At 69.8% G+C, this 15,905-nt stretch carries 22 protein-coding genes and 1 tRNA gene; 21 read left to right on the top strand and 2 right to left on the bottom strand.

The genetic code is table 11. The features are described from left to right. Positions 1-13 precede the first annotated feature (13 nt). The 10 genes from OIU81_RS41350 to OIU81_RS41305 all read left to right on the top strand — a co-directional run bounded on the left by OIU81_RS41350 (position 14) and on the right by OIU81_RS41305 (position 6,387). Positions 14-448 carry a hypothetical protein gene (locus tag OIU81_RS41350; RefSeq protein ID WP_329156162.1) on the top strand — a complete coding sequence of 145 codons (435 nt, stop codon included), beginning with the start codon at positions 14-16 and terminating at the stop codon, positions 446-448. Then, positions 445-909, top strand: a complete 465-nt coding sequence (locus tag OIU81_RS41345) for a hypothetical protein (protein ID WP_329156160.1) — start codon at positions 445-447, stop codon at positions 907-909. Before OIU81_RS41350 ends, OIU81_RS41345 begins: the two co-directional genes overlap by 4 nt. A gap of 157 nt (positions 910-1,066) precedes the next feature. Then, positions 1,067-1,933, top strand: a complete 867-nt coding sequence (locus OIU81_RS41340; RefSeq protein WP_329156158.1) for a hypothetical protein — start codon at positions 1,067-1,069, stop codon at positions 1,931-1,933. Between the two features lie 37 nt (positions 1,934-1,970). After that, on the top strand, positions 1,971-2,516 hold the full coding sequence (locus OIU81_RS41335) for a hypothetical protein (RefSeq protein ID WP_329156156.1): 546 nt from the start codon (positions 1,971-1,973) through the stop codon (positions 2,514-2,516). 69 nt (positions 2,517-2,585) lie between these two features. After that, entirely contained in the window at positions 2,586-3,080 is a 495-nt protein-coding gene (locus OIU81_RS41330; RefSeq protein ID WP_329156154.1) for a hypothetical protein, read from the top strand. After that, positions 3,077-3,448: a hypothetical protein gene (locus tag OIU81_RS41325; RefSeq protein ID WP_329156153.1), complete on the top strand. Its 372-nt coding sequence runs from the start codon at positions 3,077-3,079 to the stop codon at positions 3,446-3,448. The genes OIU81_RS41330 and OIU81_RS41325 overlap by 4 nt, the downstream gene beginning before the upstream one ends. Next, complete coding sequence (locus tag OIU81_RS41320; RefSeq protein ID WP_329156152.1) at positions 3,445-4,230, top strand: deazapurine DNA modification protein DpdA family protein; 786 nt, start codon at positions 3,445-3,447, stop codon at positions 4,228-4,230. The genes OIU81_RS41325 and OIU81_RS41320 overlap by 4 nt, the downstream gene beginning before the upstream one ends. 140 nt (positions 4,231-4,370) lie before the next feature. Beyond that, positions 4,371-5,144, top strand: coding sequence for a Mom family adenine methylcarbamoylation protein (locus tag OIU81_RS41315; protein WP_329156150.1), 774 nt, complete (start codon positions 4,371-4,373; stop codon positions 5,142-5,144). Positions 5,145-5,207: 63 nt separating this feature from the next. Further along, on the top strand, positions 5,208-5,885 hold the full coding sequence (locus OIU81_RS41310; RefSeq protein WP_329156149.1) for a hypothetical protein: 678 nt from the start codon (positions 5,208-5,210) through the stop codon (positions 5,883-5,885). 100 nt (positions 5,886-5,985) lie between these two features. Further along, positions 5,986-6,387: a hypothetical protein gene (locus OIU81_RS41305; RefSeq protein WP_329156148.1), complete on the top strand. Its 402-nt coding sequence runs from the start codon at positions 5,986-5,988 to the stop codon at positions 6,385-6,387. 44 nt (positions 6,388-6,431) lie between these two features. Here the strand turns inward: OIU81_RS41305 and OIU81_RS41300 are convergent, their stop codons facing one another. Then, on the bottom strand, positions 6,432-7,001 hold the full coding sequence (locus tag OIU81_RS41300) for a peptide deformylase (RefSeq protein ID WP_329156147.1): 570 nt from the start codon (positions 6,999-7,001) through the stop codon (positions 6,432-6,434). Between the two features lie 452 nt (positions 7,002-7,453). Between OIU81_RS41300 and OIU81_RS41295 the strand changes: the two genes are divergently transcribed. From OIU81_RS41295 to OIU81_RS41245, 11 genes are all read left to right on the top strand, one after another. Beyond that, positions 7,454-7,527: transfer RNA gene (locus OIU81_RS41295), tRNA-Ile, on the top strand. Positions 7,528-7,602: 75 nt separating this feature from the next. Beyond that, positions 7,603-7,884: a hypothetical protein gene (locus OIU81_RS41290; protein ID WP_329156145.1), complete on the top strand. Its 282-nt coding sequence runs from the start codon at positions 7,603-7,605 to the stop codon at positions 7,882-7,884. A gap of 222 nt (positions 7,885-8,106) precedes the next feature. After that, positions 8,107-8,457, top strand: coding sequence for a hypothetical protein (locus OIU81_RS41285; RefSeq protein ID WP_329156143.1), 351 nt, complete (start codon positions 8,107-8,109; stop codon positions 8,455-8,457). A 43-nt stretch (positions 8,458-8,500) separates the two neighbouring features. Beyond that, entirely contained in the window at positions 8,501-8,926 is a 426-nt protein-coding gene (locus OIU81_RS41280; protein WP_329156141.1) for a hypothetical protein, read from the top strand. A gap of 92 nt (positions 8,927-9,018) precedes the next feature. Next, a complete protein-coding gene (locus OIU81_RS41275; protein WP_329156139.1) occupies positions 9,019-10,314 on the top strand; it encodes an AAA family ATPase in 1,296 nt (431 codons plus the stop codon). 122 nt (positions 10,315-10,436) lie between these two features. Beyond that, on the top strand, positions 10,437-11,030 hold the full coding sequence (locus OIU81_RS41270; RefSeq protein ID WP_329156136.1) for a DUF6283 family protein: 594 nt from the start codon (positions 10,437-10,439) through the stop codon (positions 11,028-11,030). Beyond that, positions 11,017-11,253, top strand: a complete 237-nt coding sequence (locus tag OIU81_RS41265) for a hypothetical protein (protein WP_329156134.1) — start codon at positions 11,017-11,019, stop codon at positions 11,251-11,253. The genes OIU81_RS41270 and OIU81_RS41265 overlap by 14 nt, the downstream gene beginning before the upstream one ends. A gap of 11 nt (positions 11,254-11,264) precedes the next feature. Next, positions 11,265-11,696, top strand: a complete 432-nt coding sequence (locus OIU81_RS41260; RefSeq protein ID WP_329156132.1) for a hypothetical protein — start codon at positions 11,265-11,267, stop codon at positions 11,694-11,696. 256 nt (positions 11,697-11,952) lie between these two features. After that, on the top strand, positions 11,953-12,330 hold the full coding sequence (locus OIU81_RS41255; RefSeq protein WP_329156130.1) for a hypothetical protein: 378 nt from the start codon (positions 11,953-11,955) through the stop codon (positions 12,328-12,330). 288 nt (positions 12,331-12,618) lie between these two features. Beyond that, positions 12,619-13,593, top strand: coding sequence for a hypothetical protein (locus OIU81_RS41250; protein WP_329156128.1), 975 nt, complete (start codon positions 12,619-12,621; stop codon positions 13,591-13,593). A 119-nt stretch (positions 13,594-13,712) separates the two neighbouring features. Next, positions 13,713-14,318 carry a hypothetical protein gene (locus OIU81_RS41245; RefSeq protein WP_329156126.1) on the top strand — a complete coding sequence of 202 codons (606 nt, stop codon included), beginning with the start codon at positions 13,713-13,715 and terminating at the stop codon, positions 14,316-14,318. Between the two features lie 902 nt (positions 14,319-15,220). Here the strand turns inward: OIU81_RS41245 and OIU81_RS41240 are convergent. After that, the gene (locus OIU81_RS41240) at positions 15,221-15,679 is read right to left on the bottom strand and encodes a hypothetical protein (protein WP_329156125.1); all 459 of its coding nucleotides are present in this window, start codon (positions 15,677-15,679) and stop codon (positions 15,221-15,223) included. Between the last annotated feature and the right edge of the window lie 226 nt (positions 15,680-15,905).

The raw sequence follows: 15,905 nt of genomic DNA, 5'->3' as shown, positions 1-15,905 counted from the left end.
ACACGAGAACGCCATGGACCCCGTCAGCCTCAACGCCGTCGACGAGATGGATGCCGCCCGAGCCGCCCTGAAGCAGACCACCGCAGGTGTCCTCGACGCCATCTGCGCCGTCCTGGCGGGTCTCTACCCCGAAGGGAAGTACTTCGCCGTCAACAACTTGACCATCTACGACGCCAACGGCCGCGTGACGCACGGTCCGCGCAACCGCCGAGGCGACATCCGATACCCGCTTCGCCTTGCGGGCGACTGGCCCTTGGACCGGCTGCCCAAGCGCATCACGCGCCCCCACCTCGGAAAGCACGCGGACTCTCAACGACCTTCTGAGGCAGGCGCGGCGGGCCGGCGCCGTGATTCCATACGGCGTCGCAGGGCGGCACTACCAGCAGCGCCTCACGCTGCGCTGACCGCCCGACCATCGCCCCCACACCCCCTGGAGCTGCCCCTATGACGTCCACACCTCTCTCCGACGCCGCTTTCGCCCACCTGAGGAAGGCGTCCGTACATCCCGAGGGACACTTGCCGGCCAGCGTCGGCAGGAAGCTGCTGGCCCTGTTCGTCGAGAACAAGTACGTGTACCGCGACGATGCCGACGGGTACGTGCTCGAGGGCGACGACGCACTGCAGGACCTGAAGGCCCCCAACCTCGAGGCGCGCCCGTTCATCATTACCGCGGCGGGGCGCCGCGCCGCCCTCAACGACGGACAACTCCGGGCCCTGACCGAGGGAGTCGGACCCGACGGCCGGCTGGCACGGACGGTGGCGTGGCCGACGGCTCACACGCTGGCCCGCCTGCTGCTCGTGGAGCTTCGCGACGAGCAGGGCAACCCGGCGCCGGGCGACGGGATCCCGTTCCGGACCGAACTCGGGAAGACCGTGGCCGAGGAAACCCCAACCCCAGAGATTGCATAATTGGATTTATGGCAGTATTGTTAGGGGAGTTGGTGCGCATGTTGCGCCTCCGGCTCCACTCTGACCGCGCTGCGCGTCAGCGCTGGCCGCCGCCTGGCCGACCGGGACCGCCCGGATGCCGAGCAAGGCGGCGGCCTTCACCACCGCGAGGAAGACCATGCCTATCTCCCCCACCGCGCCGTTCACCGACGCCAACGCCCTGGAGGACTCCGCACTGCTTGCCGCGCTCGGCAACTCCAGCGGGAACGTCCACGCCCCCGACGGAGCGCGCCTGGTGTCCATCGGCCTCGCCACCGTGAACGACAAGGGTCACTACTTCCTCACCGAGGACGGCCATGCCGCCGCCCAGGGCCTTCGCCAGCGCGAGCGTCTGCTGATCTCCGACGCAGCTTTGAAGGTCATCGGCAACGGCCGCGCACACGGCAAGGCGACCGGATGGATCGCCGGTGCCACGTCCTCCCGCCGCGCCTATGTCGAAATGGTCCGGCTGCCCCACACCACCCCCGAGACCTTCGATGACCTGGTCACCCGCGGCACCTGGTACGGCCTCCGATTCCAGCTGTACAGCCGCCTCGGCATCCACGCAGAGCATGAAGGGGCCCGGCTCTACCTCGGCTACGCCTCCGCATCCGGTGCGTCCCGCGCTGCCGAGCACGCGGACGCCGTGTGGAACGACCTGTGCCGTGACCATCGCGTTCACGGCATCCACCCGCCCAGCAGCGTCTACACCGCACCCACCGGGCTGCTCTTCCACTACGCGAGCCGTCACGTGCTGTTGAGCCGGGACGAACACGGCCGTCCGCGCGCCGAGATCACCAACGGTCCCGATCTCGCACGCTCCTGGACGGGCCACCGCGCCGACATCGCGGTGAAGGCCCTGTGCAGCAGCCTGTACGGAACCCCGTGCGCGCACGGATGCGTCACGGGCCGTGACTCCTGCACCGGCTGTGACGGGACCGCCGAGGCGTTCGAGAACACCTACGGCACGCTCCTCGGGCCCATGCCCGCTCCTCCGCTCGCCTGATCCAGCCGGTTCCTCGTCCCAGAAAGACCAACCCCTCGTGACCACCAGTCGGGCCGAACTCACCAGCGGCCCCTACACGTTCAACCTGATCACCGGCACCAGCTACACCACCGTCGAACTGGCCGTCACGGAGACGGGCGACATCGTCGTCACCGGGCCGCTGAACCTGTCCCATGTCCTGGCCAAGACTCTGGTCGACCACAAGGCCGGGTGGATCGGCGCCCGCCTCCAGCATCTGACGGTCGTCGCCGCACAAAACCGCTTCGCCAACGGGCCCTGTCCGCGCTGCCTCGTCTCCGTCGGGTCCTTGCACATGGACCACTGCACCGTCGCACGGTGCGCCTTCACCGGCCTCCAGCGCTCCGGCTGCGGCCACGGAGGCGACCGGTGCCGGACTACCTGGTCGGGCCAGTGGCCCGGCGATGCCGAGTGCATCGAGTACGGGTTCTACTCCCGGATCGGCCCGAACGGATGGGAGAGCTGCTCGGCCGACGCCTCCGACGCCATGCCCGACCTCAACCGGCTCTACTCCGAGTGCCACTGGGACGTACCCACCCAGCGGATGGTCCTCCCCGACAGCTGACCCCAACGGGCGCCCGGCCTCCGCGTGGCCGGGCGTCCCGCCCACCGTCACCGCTCCGATTGGCTTTCCATGCTCGCCCCACTCACTTCTCCCAAGGCCACCCGCGACCCGCGGATCGGGCCGCTCGCGCGGCACGCGCGGTCCGTCCCCGTTCCCTTCACCCGCCCCTTCCGCCCCCACCCCGGCTTCAAGGGCGCGCCGCAGGACACCGAGGCGGAGCGGCTGCTGCACCTCTTCCACGATCGCTTCGCCGGTCTCGGGCACGAACTGATCCGCTGCCAACTGGAGTTGCCCGGCGAGCCGCATCCTCTCGCCGTCGACCTTCTCGACCTCACGACGCATCGGCTCATCGTCGGCCGGGGCACCGCCGAGCGCTCGGCGATCCACGAGGCCATCGGCGAGCTCCTCGACCTGAGTGGCCTCTTCCTCGGCGCTTTCGCCAAGACCCTCCTCCTGCCCCAACTCCCCGATCCCGACCTGGACCCTCTACTGAAGAGCCTGGGCATCACCATCACCTGGCCCACCCCCGCAGGCTTCCGCGACAGCAGAGGCCGTACGGCGTGAACCAGCCCGCCGCCCCCCGGGTCCAGCCCGTGCCCCGTCCCGCGCTCATGGCCGAATTCCGAGCGCTCCTGACCAGCGGCGTCCTCACCGACCGGGCCGGGGCGCCGCTGGGGGCACCGTGCGGGTGCGGTGGCCTGACCGACGGCTACACCTGCCCTCTGTCCCTCAGATGCCCCAGCTGCGCCGAGCCCGCAGGCCGGCCGTGCCGCAGGCCCAGCGGCCACCAGGCCGCCGAGACGCATGTCCCCCGCCTGCGGGCCGCCGGCTCACTGGACAAGGCCCGCGAGCGCGACGGCGATCCCACGCTGCCCGCGCCGTGGCCCGACCACGACCCCACCGACCAGATCCTCCCGAAAGACCGCACGTGACCACCACCGCACCAGAAACCGCGCCGCCCTTCGACTTCTTCTTGGGCGCTCACCACCCGGGATGGCTGGAGACCGCCGACGTCCCGCTGTGCGTCTCCCACGCCCGTCTCTCGGGCCGACGGTCCCTGCCCCGTGCCCGGCACGGCTGGTTCCTCGACAGCGGCGGATTCAGCGAACTGTCGCTCCACGGCGGATGGCGCCAGTCAGCCCGCGACTACGCCGCCGCGGTGCGCCGGTATCACGACGAGGTGGGCCAACTCCGCGCAGCAGCACAGCAGGACTGGATGTGCGAATGGGAGGTCCTCCGCAAGACGGGCAAGACGCTCAAGGAACATCTCGCGCTGACCGTGGCGAACTTCGTCGAGTTGCGGTCGATCGCCCCCGACCTGCCGATCATCCCCGTGATCCAGGGGTGGACCTATCCCAGCTACTTCCAGTGCATCGGCATGTACGAGAAGGCGGGCGTGGACCTCACCCAAGAACCCCTGGTCGGTGTGGGCAGTATCTGCCGGCGTCCGAGCCTGCACCTTCCGACGATGCTGCTGGCGGACCTCGCGCAGGCCGGTATCAGGATCCACGCCTTCGGCTTCAAGAAGGCGGGCCTGAGGATCGCGTACAAGGACGTGGTCTCGGCCGACAGCCTCGCCTGGTCCTACGGAGGCCGCCACGAGCCCGGATGCAGCGACACCCATCAGCACGAGAACAACTGCATGCGGCACGCACTGTGGTGGCGGCAGGACCTGCTCGACCACATCGCCGAGGACCAGCGGCGGCAGCGATGACGGGCCCCATCATGCCGACCGCGGCCGACCGGAGCGCGATGCAGGCGGGCGACTCCCGCGGCTTCACCCAGCGCTGGCGGTACGGCACGCCCACATGGCGACATGTCTCCGAGGGCGGGTTCCGTGCCGCCCGGTACGAGGTGACCGAGATCGACGAGGCGGACGCGAAGGCGTTCGTCCAACGACATCATTACCTGTCCGGATGGCCTGCCGTTCTGCACCGTCTTGGCCTCCTGGACCGGGAAGCTCAGCTCCACGACGACGACATCGCCGTCGACGGCTCACCACTGGTCGGCGTCCTGGTGCTCGCCGTCCCCATGAACATGCGCGTGCTCACCAACTCCTTCCCGCACCTGGTCCCGCTGCGCGAGAGCGCCGAGATCGCCCGCCTGGTCCTGACGGAAACCGTCCCCAGCAACGGAGAGAGCTTCTTCACCGCCGCCGCGTTGCGTCGCGTTGCCGCCGGCGGGCTGAAGGGCGCCGTAATGTTCAGTGATCCGGTTCCGCGCTGGCGCCTGACCGAAAACGGCAAAATCATCCAAACACGGGGCCATCTGGGCATCGTGTATCAGTCGTTGTCCGCCGTGTACACGGGCAGAGGCACCGCGCGCACGCTCACCGTCCTCCCGGACGGGACCACGTTGACAGCGCGAGCCCGCTCGAAGCTGCTGCGCCAGGAATCCGGGGCGCTCGGTGTCGCTCGCCGTCTCGAACGGTTGGGCGCACCGCCCCGGCCTGCCGGTCAGCCGCTCGGCGTGTGGCTGGACCAGAGTCTCGCGCAGATCGGTGCCAAGCGTCTGCCGCACCCCGGAAATCATCGCTACATCCTCCGGGTGGGCCGCACGCGGGCCGAACGGACGCGGACCGTCATCGGGCTCAAGCCACAGCCTTACCCCAAGAACGTCCCTGCCTGACCGGGCGCTCACCACCTCGCACTTGGTCATCCCTGTACCCCTGATCAGCCCAGGAGCATCCTTATGAACGTCAGTCCGCTGAACGCCGACCAGCGCGGCCGGATCGCCGACCTGATCGGCGCCGCGAAGCCCGCACAGGACAGGCTGGTTGAAGTACTCGCCGTTTCTGTCCGTGACTGCGCTCAGCACGATCACGCCTCACAGCGGGAGGACTGGTACTGCCAGAACCTTCGCTCCTTCTGCGGGGAGCGCATGGGGCCCGTACTGCGCCGGCTGCTGGAGGCGGAGGCCGAGGTGGAGCGTCTGACCGCCGAGGTCGGCGAGCTACATCGAGGTGTCACCTACGCGGTGGGGGCCGCCGTTCGCAGCGTGCACCAGCGGGGACACGACATCGCGTTGCCGTTGGAGATCATGGAGTTCCTCACCGGCGGCGCCGAGGCCGCCGCGGCCGCTTCCCCACGCGCATTGCCTCGTGACAACTTCGAGGTCGTCATCACCTCCCCTGGCGGCCCCCCTCCCGTCGTAGCCGAAGAGGTCCGCTGCAACCAGTGCGGCGGCATCACGACGCAGGCCGGGTTCGACGGGCAGGGGTGGACGCTGGACCGCCTCGACCGCATGGCCGACCGGCACGAATGCCTTCCCCGGGTGAGCGCCGACGACGCGGCGGACGCGGCGTGCCCGCAGACCCTGGCCCCGGACGAGTCCCAAGGGACTTCGACAGAGGGGACGTTGGGCCGGTGAGGCCCTTCACCGTCGGCCGGAGCAGCGACCAGGCAGCCCGGCCGGCGGCACGACGCGCATCCGTACATCTCTCCCACACCGAAGGAAATGGAGTAACCCCATGGGGCTTTCGCTACGAGCAGGACGCTCGACCGGCCCACTTCCCCGCGACCCCTGGCCGCAGTGGTCGTACGGCGGATTTCGCCTCTTCCGTCGCGGGCTCGCCGCACACGTAGGCATCGATCTGCCGCGCATGCAGGGCTTCGGCGGGGACACCGCCTGGACCAGCGTGAGCAGCCCGCTGCGGCATCTGCTGAACCACCCTGACGACGCCGGTGAGATCTCAGCGGACCAGGCTCGGGAGCTGGCCCCCGTGCTGCACGATGCACTGAACGCGCTCGCGGCCGAGGACGTCGACGGGCTCCTGTGGGGCCCTGACAGCCACAACGGGCGAGCTGGCCGGGATCTGGTGGCGCTGCTGACTCTGTGTGGAGCCGAAGGCCTGCCCGTGATCTTCGTCTGACGGACGCGTCCACGCTGTCCGGACGGCTCCTGTCTGCCGCCGGGCTATCGCTCGTAGGCCCAAGCGTGCCCGGTTTGGCGGTACTCCTCCACAGGCAGTGGCGCTACACCGGGACGCATGCGGCTCGTGTACAGGAGTCCGTCGAGGTGGTCGATCTCGTGCTGGATCAGCCGGGCGAGGCCGCGTTCGTAGACGGTGGTGACGGTGCTGCCGTCCAGCACCGTGGCCTCCACCGTCACCGTCAGCGGGCGCGGCACCAGGCCGCGCACGTCGAAGAAGCTCAGACAGCCCTCGTACTGCTCGTCCGACTCCGGTCCGCGGGCGATGATCCGGGGGTTCAGCAGCACGATGGCCGGGGCGTCCGGGGTGGGTGGCTGGACGACGGCAGCGGCGCGGCCGATGCCGATTTGAGGGGCTGCGACGCCCATGCCCTTGGCAAAGAGATGGATCTGAGAGATCTGCTCCATCGCGGCGAAGAGCCGGTCGACGACGTCCTCGGCAGCCTCGCGTTCGGCGGGCAGCTCGAAGGCGCGGGCCGGCTCATTGAGAATCGGGGCTCCGCACTGGACCACCCCCAGGTCCCGCATCCGCTCGCTTGGCTGCACCTCAATCACCCGAACTCCCTGTTTTTCACTGCCCAGTTCATGGGGCACTCGGACGCGCCATCCAAGACGATATCGGGCGTACAGGGTCGGAGTGGAGGTCGACCAGAGAAAACGGCGCACCCCATCCGCCTCACGCCGCACCGGCGCGCTCCGCAGCAGGGGCGACGCCTCTGCGGTCCTGGAGGTCTCGGTGCCCCGCACCACCGGGGCCAGGGAACCGCAGGTACGACTCCGCGCTCCCCCCCGTGGCCGGGCCGGCGGAGGGGGCGATACGCGAGATCCGCCGGACGCTCCCCCTGGCTGCGCGCCGTGGCGGAGAGCCGCACAGGGCCGATCCATCCGACATATATTGCTTAATTGGAATTCTTGCTGTAGAGTTGTGTCAACGGCAAGCGAGAAGCGGCCGTTCGCACGGGCCGTACCCGGTCCCCCCCCATCGGGTACGGCCCGTCCAACCACACAGCGCTGTAGCTCAGTTGGTAGAGCGCGGATCTTATAAGTCCTGGGTCGCTGGGTTCGAGTCCCGCCAGCGCTACTTACGACCCACCCACCTCCCGTGCGATCCGTGAACCGTCGGACCGCCAATTCACGCCCCGGAGGCGCACCACCCATGCAAATCCCCTACGCCGTACAGGATGCCGCCACCGGCGGTCTCCTGCACGGCGTCTTCTCGTCCAGTGAAGCGGTGGAGTTCGAAGGAGTTCTGAAGGACCCCGACGGCCTGGAGCTGACTCCGTACCTCTACTGGGCCCCCCAGGAGCAGATGTGGTTTCTGGCGCACAACAACTGCACGCCCGCACAGCTCGTATACGAGGCCATAGACCCCGAGGCCGCGCGCGCCTGGCTGATCGAACACGAGCACCCCGACGCCGTACGAAAGCACTTCGGATAGTGCTCCCGAAGCAGGCCCGCGCGGCCTCCGCCACCGAGCAGTCGCGCGCCGCCAAGTACCGCCGGATCCGGCACCCCGACAACCGCGCCCCCGAGACTCGCACGAGTCCCCTCGGCAGCCATCACATCTGCTGGTGCGGCCAGCCGTTCAGGCACCCATGGCCCGGCGCCGAAGAAGGCTCGGCACACCCGCGCCCCTCATGATCACTTTCTGGAGAACGCCGTGCTGCGCTTCCGCTTCCGACCCCGTCACGACGGTGAGGACTTCGACGACTATGAGCAGGCCTTCATGGACGCCTGGAGGAGCTTCTGCTCCCGGCGCGGAATCACCCCCTTCCCGAAGTTCGCCACCGGCGACGCGTACCTGGACGCCCAGAACGCGTCGCGCGAGTACGCCGAGCGCCCTCTGAGCAGGATCATTCCGCTGCCGCTCCCAGCACGGATGGGGCAGTTGCGCCCTGGGCGGTACCGGCTCCTGGCCGTGAAGTACTGGCGAAAGAACCCGGCCCGGCTGTGGTGGCTCGGGCACGTATGGGACGAGATGCGAGCCGACTGGCGAGGCCCGGCCGCCTGATGCCCCCGCGCGAAACCCGCCGATTCGAGGAGATGAGAGCGGCATGACGATGAGCCGCGCCGACCGGCGCACGAACGGGAATGTGGAGTTCCTCCACGTGACGGCGGAGGCCGTTGCCCTCCGCGATCTGCCCTGGTTCTGCGACCACTGGTCGCGCGAGTCGAGCTACAGCAGGTGGCGCCGCCTGCCGCCGACAAGCCTGCTCGTCCTGGAGAACGGGAAGATCTACCCGGGACTCTTCACTGTCAGCGGCGGTCAGCGGGGCCACTTCGGCTACCGGGACGGGCGGCGCTTCGTCCGGTGCCACGGCGTAATCATCCCGGTGCCGGCCCACGCCGACGACGCCCCCACCCGGTACGCCTTCGAATACTGGGAGCACGAACCCATGGAGGACGAACCGCCCGTGGCCGACGTCGAGAGCATGCGTTTCCCGCTCCCGGGAGAACCTGCACCGCTGCCGCGCACTTAACCCCATCCAGGATATTGCGTAATTGGATTTACTTTCGTAAGGTTGGGGCATCGCCCGGGGTGTGAGCCCGCCCCCGTTACGGAAGGCCCGAGATGACCGTCTCCACACCAGCAAGCACCACGGACTTCGGCCTCCCCCGCCCCGGGACGCACCTGGTGGCCTTCAGGATCACCAACGTCGGCTCGGCGCGGCACACCGAGGAGGTGGACCTGACCGTCGGCAAGACGGAGGAGACGGGCACCTTCCCCATGAACGCCCCGCACGGCCCGCTTGCCGTCACCGCTGTCGCCGCACTGTTCGGGGCCAACGCGTCCGGGACCTCGACCGTCCTCGGCGCGCTGGCGAAGATGCGTGAGGCCGTACTGACCTCCTACACCCGCCAGACGGCCCCCGCCTCACCGGCTCACCGGCCCTTCGCCCTGAGCCCGGACGACGCTGCGGAGCCCAGCACGTACGAGATTGAGCTTGTCCGCGACGGCGAACAGTGGACGTACGGCTTCGCCGTCAGCTCCCGGGGTATCGAGCGGGAGTGGCTGCACAGTGTGACGGCCGCGGACGGACTGCGGACCTGGATCGACCGGGACGCCGCGCGGACCGACTGGGGCGGCTGCGTCTATCGGTGGCACGGTCTCACGCCGGACACTGGGCGGCTGGAACACCTCGGCAGCGACCGTACCCTGACTCTGTCCCTGGGCGGGCTGCTCCAGGTCGGCCCTTTCCGGACGGTCTACGACTTCTTCCGCACCGAGCTGCTGCTCATCGCCCCCCGCGATGCGCAGCAGCAGGGGCGGGCCCGGGCCCGGCTCGCGGAGTCGGCCGAACTGCGCCGCCGGATCGGCCCGTTGCTCACGGCTGCCGACCTCGGCGTCGACGCCGTGGAGATAGACCCGGCCGACGGCGAGGTCAAGCTCGCCCACACCACCGCCGGAGGCCGATCGGTACTGCTGGACTGGGCGATGGAGTCCTCGGGCACCCGCGCCCTGGTGCTCGTCCTGGAACGCGTTCTGTGGGCGCTGGAGCACGGCAGCGTCATCCTCATCGACGGCCTCGGAAGCCCGATCCACCCGCTGCTCACCGCCGAGATCGCTACGCTCTTCGTCGCCTCGTGGTCCAATCTCCGGCACGCGCAGTTGCTGTGCACGTCCCACTCGGTCGCCCTTCTCGGCGGTGCACGGCACGGTCAGAGCCTGGAGCCCCACCACGTGTGGCTCGCCGAGCGGGGCCGGGACGGCTCGACCGAGGTCTACCCGCTCACCGACGCGAAGCCGGGCAGGGGCGAGGACCTGGCCGACAGCTACCTCGCCGGGGCCTTCGGCGGCGTACCCGGCGTCAGCGAGGGCCGAGTCGGGCGGGCGCTCCTCGCTGCCGGGGCCCTCCCCCAGGGCTGAGGCGCCGCGGCCGGGTCCGTCCCCGGTCATAGGTCACTGGATAGTTCGAGCGCGCGCGAGCGCACCCTGGCAGACTTTCGTCAGCCGTAGGGTGCGCCACGCATCACGATCAAGGAGAGCCCGTGAACCACCCCTCCTCTTGCGAAGAGTTCAACGAGGCGGGACATGTGCAGGCCGCAGCAACCGGGACCGAGCCGGCGTCCCAGCTGAGCGCGCGGACCTTCTCTCTGGAACCCGGGGTGGAGCGCGACCACCGCAAACGCCCCTGCACGAAATGCCCCTGGCTGACCAGCACCGACCTGACCGAGTTCAGCGACGAGGACATGGACATGCTTCGACGGGCAAACGGGTGCCCCGGAGCCGAGGCACCCGTAAACGCGCCCATCGTCGCCTGCCACCGAGACCAGCCCAGCACGGCGCACCCCCTGCGGTGGTGCGCCGGGTTCCTCGCCGTGGTCGGCGAGCAGCACCGTGGCATCCGTCTCGCCCTCGCCTTCGAGGCGTTGCCACCGCAGGCCGTCAACCCACCCGCCAGCTGGCCGGAGCTGTATCCGGACCTCGACGCGCTCATCGCGGCCCGGGCCGAACAGTTGGGTCTGCCGGCACCCTCGGCGGCCTGCAAGGTGGGGGCTGACGAACCCCAAATCACCACGCCGACGACCCTCGACACGGTCGGCATACCTGTTCCTGGAGGTACACACCATGACGACCAGTGAGCCCGGAGAGCTCCGCATCAAGGAGCTCGAAGAGACTCTGACGGAAGTCCTGACCCATATCCGGCCGCAGGGGCACCGGAGCTGGGAGCTCAACACCTGTCTCGTGACCAACGAGCAGGTCACCCGATGGGCGAAGGTCGTCGGGCTCACCCCGTCGTGGGAAGTCGTCGGGCTCACCCCGTCGTGGGAAGTCGTCGGCCTCGCCACCGCCCAGAACCGATGAAGGGGAACGCTGTGCTCGATCTCGACCGGTTCGCCATCGACGACGGCCGCCATCTGCCCCAGCTCGGCATCGTCGAGGACGAGTCCGCCGCTGCCGGTACGGCCCGCTTCCGGGCCGGGTGCTCCTGCGGCCGGATGTCCCCCCATCCCGCGGGCACCCGCGAGCAGGCCCTGGCCGCGCACATTGCTCACGTCAACACCAAAATCGGTCCCTCCAAGGGGCCGGAGTGGCTCCCCGTCGGCGTGCGCGCCGGCATCCTGGCGGTGGCCATGCTGATCATCTGGGGCGCCTGCTACGCCATCGGCCGGGTCGTCAGCCACGACCAGGACCTCACCGGTGCCACCGCCAAGGCAGTCCTCGGCGGCTCCCATCTGGCGGGTCTCGCCTTGGCCTTCGGCCTCATGGTCGCCGCCCGGCGTTACATCGCTCCCACCCGCGCCTGACACCCCACCACGAGAGGCGGTGGACACCAACCTCACGACCTGACGGGACAGCGCAGCGGGCACACGGTCCCGCTTGCAGGGTCTTTCGCCGGACGCCCACCGGGGGTGAAGATGATCGAGTCTCGAGGGCGGCGGGAAAAGCCAACCTATATTGCGTAATTGGATTTACTCATGTAGGCTGTATGTCATCAGCCCGGCCCGAGCCAGAGCGCGACTGCACTGCGCACCAACTGGCCGCCGACAACGGAGGATTGCGTTGCCCACGTCGATCGACACCGCTGTTCACTTCCACCCCCCGGGGACCCCCGGGAGGCTGTGCAACAACCACAACCGCCAGATCCTCGCTGTCAACACGTGCCAGCTCGCCCGGTTCCGCGGCTACGACGACACGATCAGCGACGAAGAGATCATCGCGACCATCACCGAGGTGAAGGGCGGGCGATACCGATACCGGCCCCAGCCCGCCACCTACGAGGCGGTCCGGTCCGGTCTCAAGGCTCCTCTCACGACCGCCGACCACGCCGACGTCGTCAAGGACCGCGTATTCGCCGCCGTCGGCCAAGGGCACCCGGTGCTCGTATCGGACGACGACGGCAACGAGTACTACCTGGTCGCCATCCCGGCCACCCCCTGACCCTTCAGCCACCGGCCGAGCGGGGGAGGAAGCAGACGACACGCAACCTCCCCCACGGCCGCTTGTTCACGGAAAACCGGACCACACGCACCACAGGAGCCACCATCTCCAGCAAGTCCTCCGGCACTCCACCCGACGTCTCCGTCCCGCCACGCACCCCGTAGGCCGATTCCGGCCACATTCGCCGGTGCGGCACTGATGCAGGGCGGACGGCCTGTCGAGCGGATCCCGTGCTTTGGCATGATCCCTTCCACAGCCCCAACCCCGCCCACATCAACGGAGCTCGCAATGAAGACCGCCACCCTGGCCGGCACATGCGCCGCGGCGCTCCTGGCCCTCGTCCTCACCGGATGCAGCCAGGACGGCACAGCAGCAGTCGGCGACCATGCAGGACCCTCCCGGCCGACCACGGCCAGCCCGGCCGGACTGCCCGACGGGATCGCCGCCCTCGGCTCCCAGCAGCAGCTCGGAGACGAGGCGTGGAAGGCAACCGTGCGCCCTCTGGACACGGCGACTCCCCCGGCGGACGGCTCGCTGCCCGCCGGCTGGTCCGCCGCTCGCGTACAGGTGGACCTGACCAACACCGGATCCGACATCGCGCTGCTGCCCGAGACCGCGGTGACCGTCCGCGTCGGCGAGCTCGGCCTCGAGACGAAGCCGTTCACCGACCAGAACCTGGTCGGCTTCCCCAAGCCGGACGCCGGCACCAAGGTCAAGCCGGGCGCCACCTTCACCGCCAACCTCGGCGTGGCCGTTCCGCCGCAGACCGCAGGCCAGCGGGCCACCGTCACCCTGGAAGCGACCCAGGCCGGACTGGCCGAGGCCGACACCGTGTTCTTCGAGGGCACGCTGCCCGGCTCCCCCACCCGCGCCACCCCCACGCCGGCGGGCACCGCGGCCACCGGCTCGGCGGTCGCACTGGGCCAGTGGTCACCCGACGGTGTCCGGGTCTCCCCGCTGCAGCTGGCCGGAGACAAGGGCGGCCGGCGCGACGCCACCCTCGAGCTGTCCGTACGCAACACCGACGACGATCCCCGCTCCGGCATGGGCGTGACCTTGCGCGTACTCGTCGGCGCAGACCTCACCACCGCTGACACCGTCTCCGCGGGCCTCGGGTACCAGGACGCGCCCATCGCGCCGCACCGGACCGCTACCGACACCGTTCGCGTCTCGGTGCCCTCCCGCGCCGTCCCGGGCCCCGTGACCGTCCAGGCAGAACAGCGGGGCGGGTCCCAGCTCATGTTCGAGGGAACCCTGAAGTGATCACCACACCACGACCCGCGGCCCTGGCTCCCCGCACCGCCGAACGGACCCCGGGCCAGGGGTCTTACGAAGAGGCGCCCGGTCGCCACAATGTCAGCGGGACAGCTGATCATGGAGAGGTGAACCCCGCACCGCACAAGCGCATCCAGGCCTCCGCCCAGGTCACCGTCACCGTCGGCTCCGCGAACTGGGCGCAGGCCTCGGGAACGAAGCCCTCCGAGTCCGCGGTCCGCACGGACGTGGTGGCCGTGGTGCGGCGCGCGCTGGACAGCGATGTCGTGCTGGCGAAGGCCGGCGCCAGCGTCGCGGTCAAGCCGGTCACCCTGCTCGACACCGCCCCGGAGATCACCGGGACGGTGAACGCCGCACTGTTCGAGCGAATACGGCTGTACCCCTTCCCCCTCAACGGGTTCGCCCACGAGACCCTTCAACGGCAGATCGCCGCGGGCAAGACCACCGCGCTGGGTTGCGGTCGCGGCGGACGGATCGTCGAGGCGATCGGTCGCGCCGGCACCGTCACCCTCCCTGCGGCTCCGACCGTGTACTCCGACTGGCACGGACGGCTGACCCTCCAGGCGCCCGCATTCACCGAACTTCCTTCGGACGGCGCCTGGTTCTATGCCCCGACCGAAGTCGTGGCCCTGCTGCTGTTCCCTCAGCTGGCCATCCTCCTCGACGGCGCTGACCCCGGCGTAATGGAGGGGCTTCGCCGGCTCGTGGCGTGAACACCACTGCTCACCCAGGCGGCGCCGCGCTGCCCCCCGCGACCTGCGGGCTGTCAGCCACGCAGCGAGCTCGACGGTCGCTTCCGTCGCCGCCTCGGCGAGGACACCGGGAAAGGCCGAGTCCTGCCCTGCCGGACAGCCTGCGGCCGCCAACGCCTCAAGAAGGGCGGCGTGCGCAGTCACGCGCCGCGGCAGCACATCGAGCGCCGCCGCCCGGGTGAGCGGGTCAGCCATCGCCCCGGCGCGGCTGGCCACAGCACGTGCCATCCAGGCGTCCACGCGGGCAACAGTGTTCCGCGGGTGCCCGCGCAGCCACCGCCAGACGGCTGCGTCCTCCGGTGCGCTCGGAACACGGTCGTCCAGCGCTCCGGCCCTTGCCAGATCCAGCAGCTCGTCCGCGCGCCTCAGGGCACGGTCGCGCCGATCCCGCGCTTCCTGGTCGGCTGCCTCGCGGGCGCGCCGCGCCGCCCGCTCGCGCCGCGCCGTCTCCTCCAGGGCTGCCACCGCCACGGGATCACAGGCCGGGTCATACCTGCTGACCGAAGCAACCATGCCCAAGAGACGCTGCCACTCCCGCCCTTCGACATCCCACTCGGTCTCCGCGGCCGACCCGTCGGGGGCCGCGGAGACGCCGTGGCGCGCCCAGCCCGCGTTGTATTCGGCAGTGCGCAGCGCCCTCCCGACATCCTCAGCGTCATGGCCCCGAGCCTGCGTGCACACCCTGACCCGGACGGCGAGGACGGTGTCCTCCATGGCGGACGGGTCATCATCGTGGAGTTCGCCCATACCGGCATTGTCAGGGACCTGGATCATCCGGGGTGCCTTCGAGCCTGTCCGGGCACGCGGGCGGAACACGAGCCACGTGCGGCACTCGGTGGCCGGAGCGTGGGATGGGCGCGGTTCTACTCTCCGGCTGCCAGGACGAGCGGGTCGAGACCGGCGAACTGGTAGTTGAGGAAGGCGGCCAGGATGGACAGGACAGCGGCCCGCTTGGCGGGATGGAGTGGTTCGACCTGAGCCCAGGCCTGATCTGGCTCTCCGCGCATGCACAGTTGGACGATGCCGCTGGCCAACAGCATCATCGGATCGTCGGCGGCGTTGCCCACCGAGACGACCTGGCCGTCGGGTCGGACGTCACCGGCCAGCATGCGGCCGGCGACCTCGAACGCGGCACGCAAGTGGACCTCGTCGCCGCGCACCAGGTCCAGCAGCACCGCGGTGTTGGCGGCCCGCCCCGTCACCGGGTCCACGGAGGCCATACGGCACAGCAGCGGACTCACGGCACGCTGCACGGGAAATACGGCGGCAGCAGCAGCGGCAACGGCCAGTTCACTCGCCTGCTGTTCAGTCAAATCGGGCACGTCGGACAGCCTAGGGGAAGGCGAGCCATGCCCAGCGCAGGACCACCGGGTTCACCCGCTGCGACGTTGACGCCTGGACCGTCAGCGCCCGGCTGCGACCCGACACTGACTGCGGGGGGACGCCAAGGGCCCGCTGGGCGGGGACTGCAGCACAACGGACCGCCGCATCGGAGAAGATGAAGCCTTGAAGATCAGCGACATGCGACGGCAGGATCCCTGCTGCCCT

The sequence above is a fragment of the Streptomyces sp. NBC_01454 genome, from assembly GCF_036227565.1.
Taxonomy (GTDB): domain Bacteria; phylum Actinomycetota; class Actinomycetes; order Streptomycetales; family Streptomycetaceae; genus Streptomyces.
The sequence above is the reverse complement of the archived record's forward strand: the minus strand, read 5'-3'. Positions and strand labels throughout refer to the sequence as shown.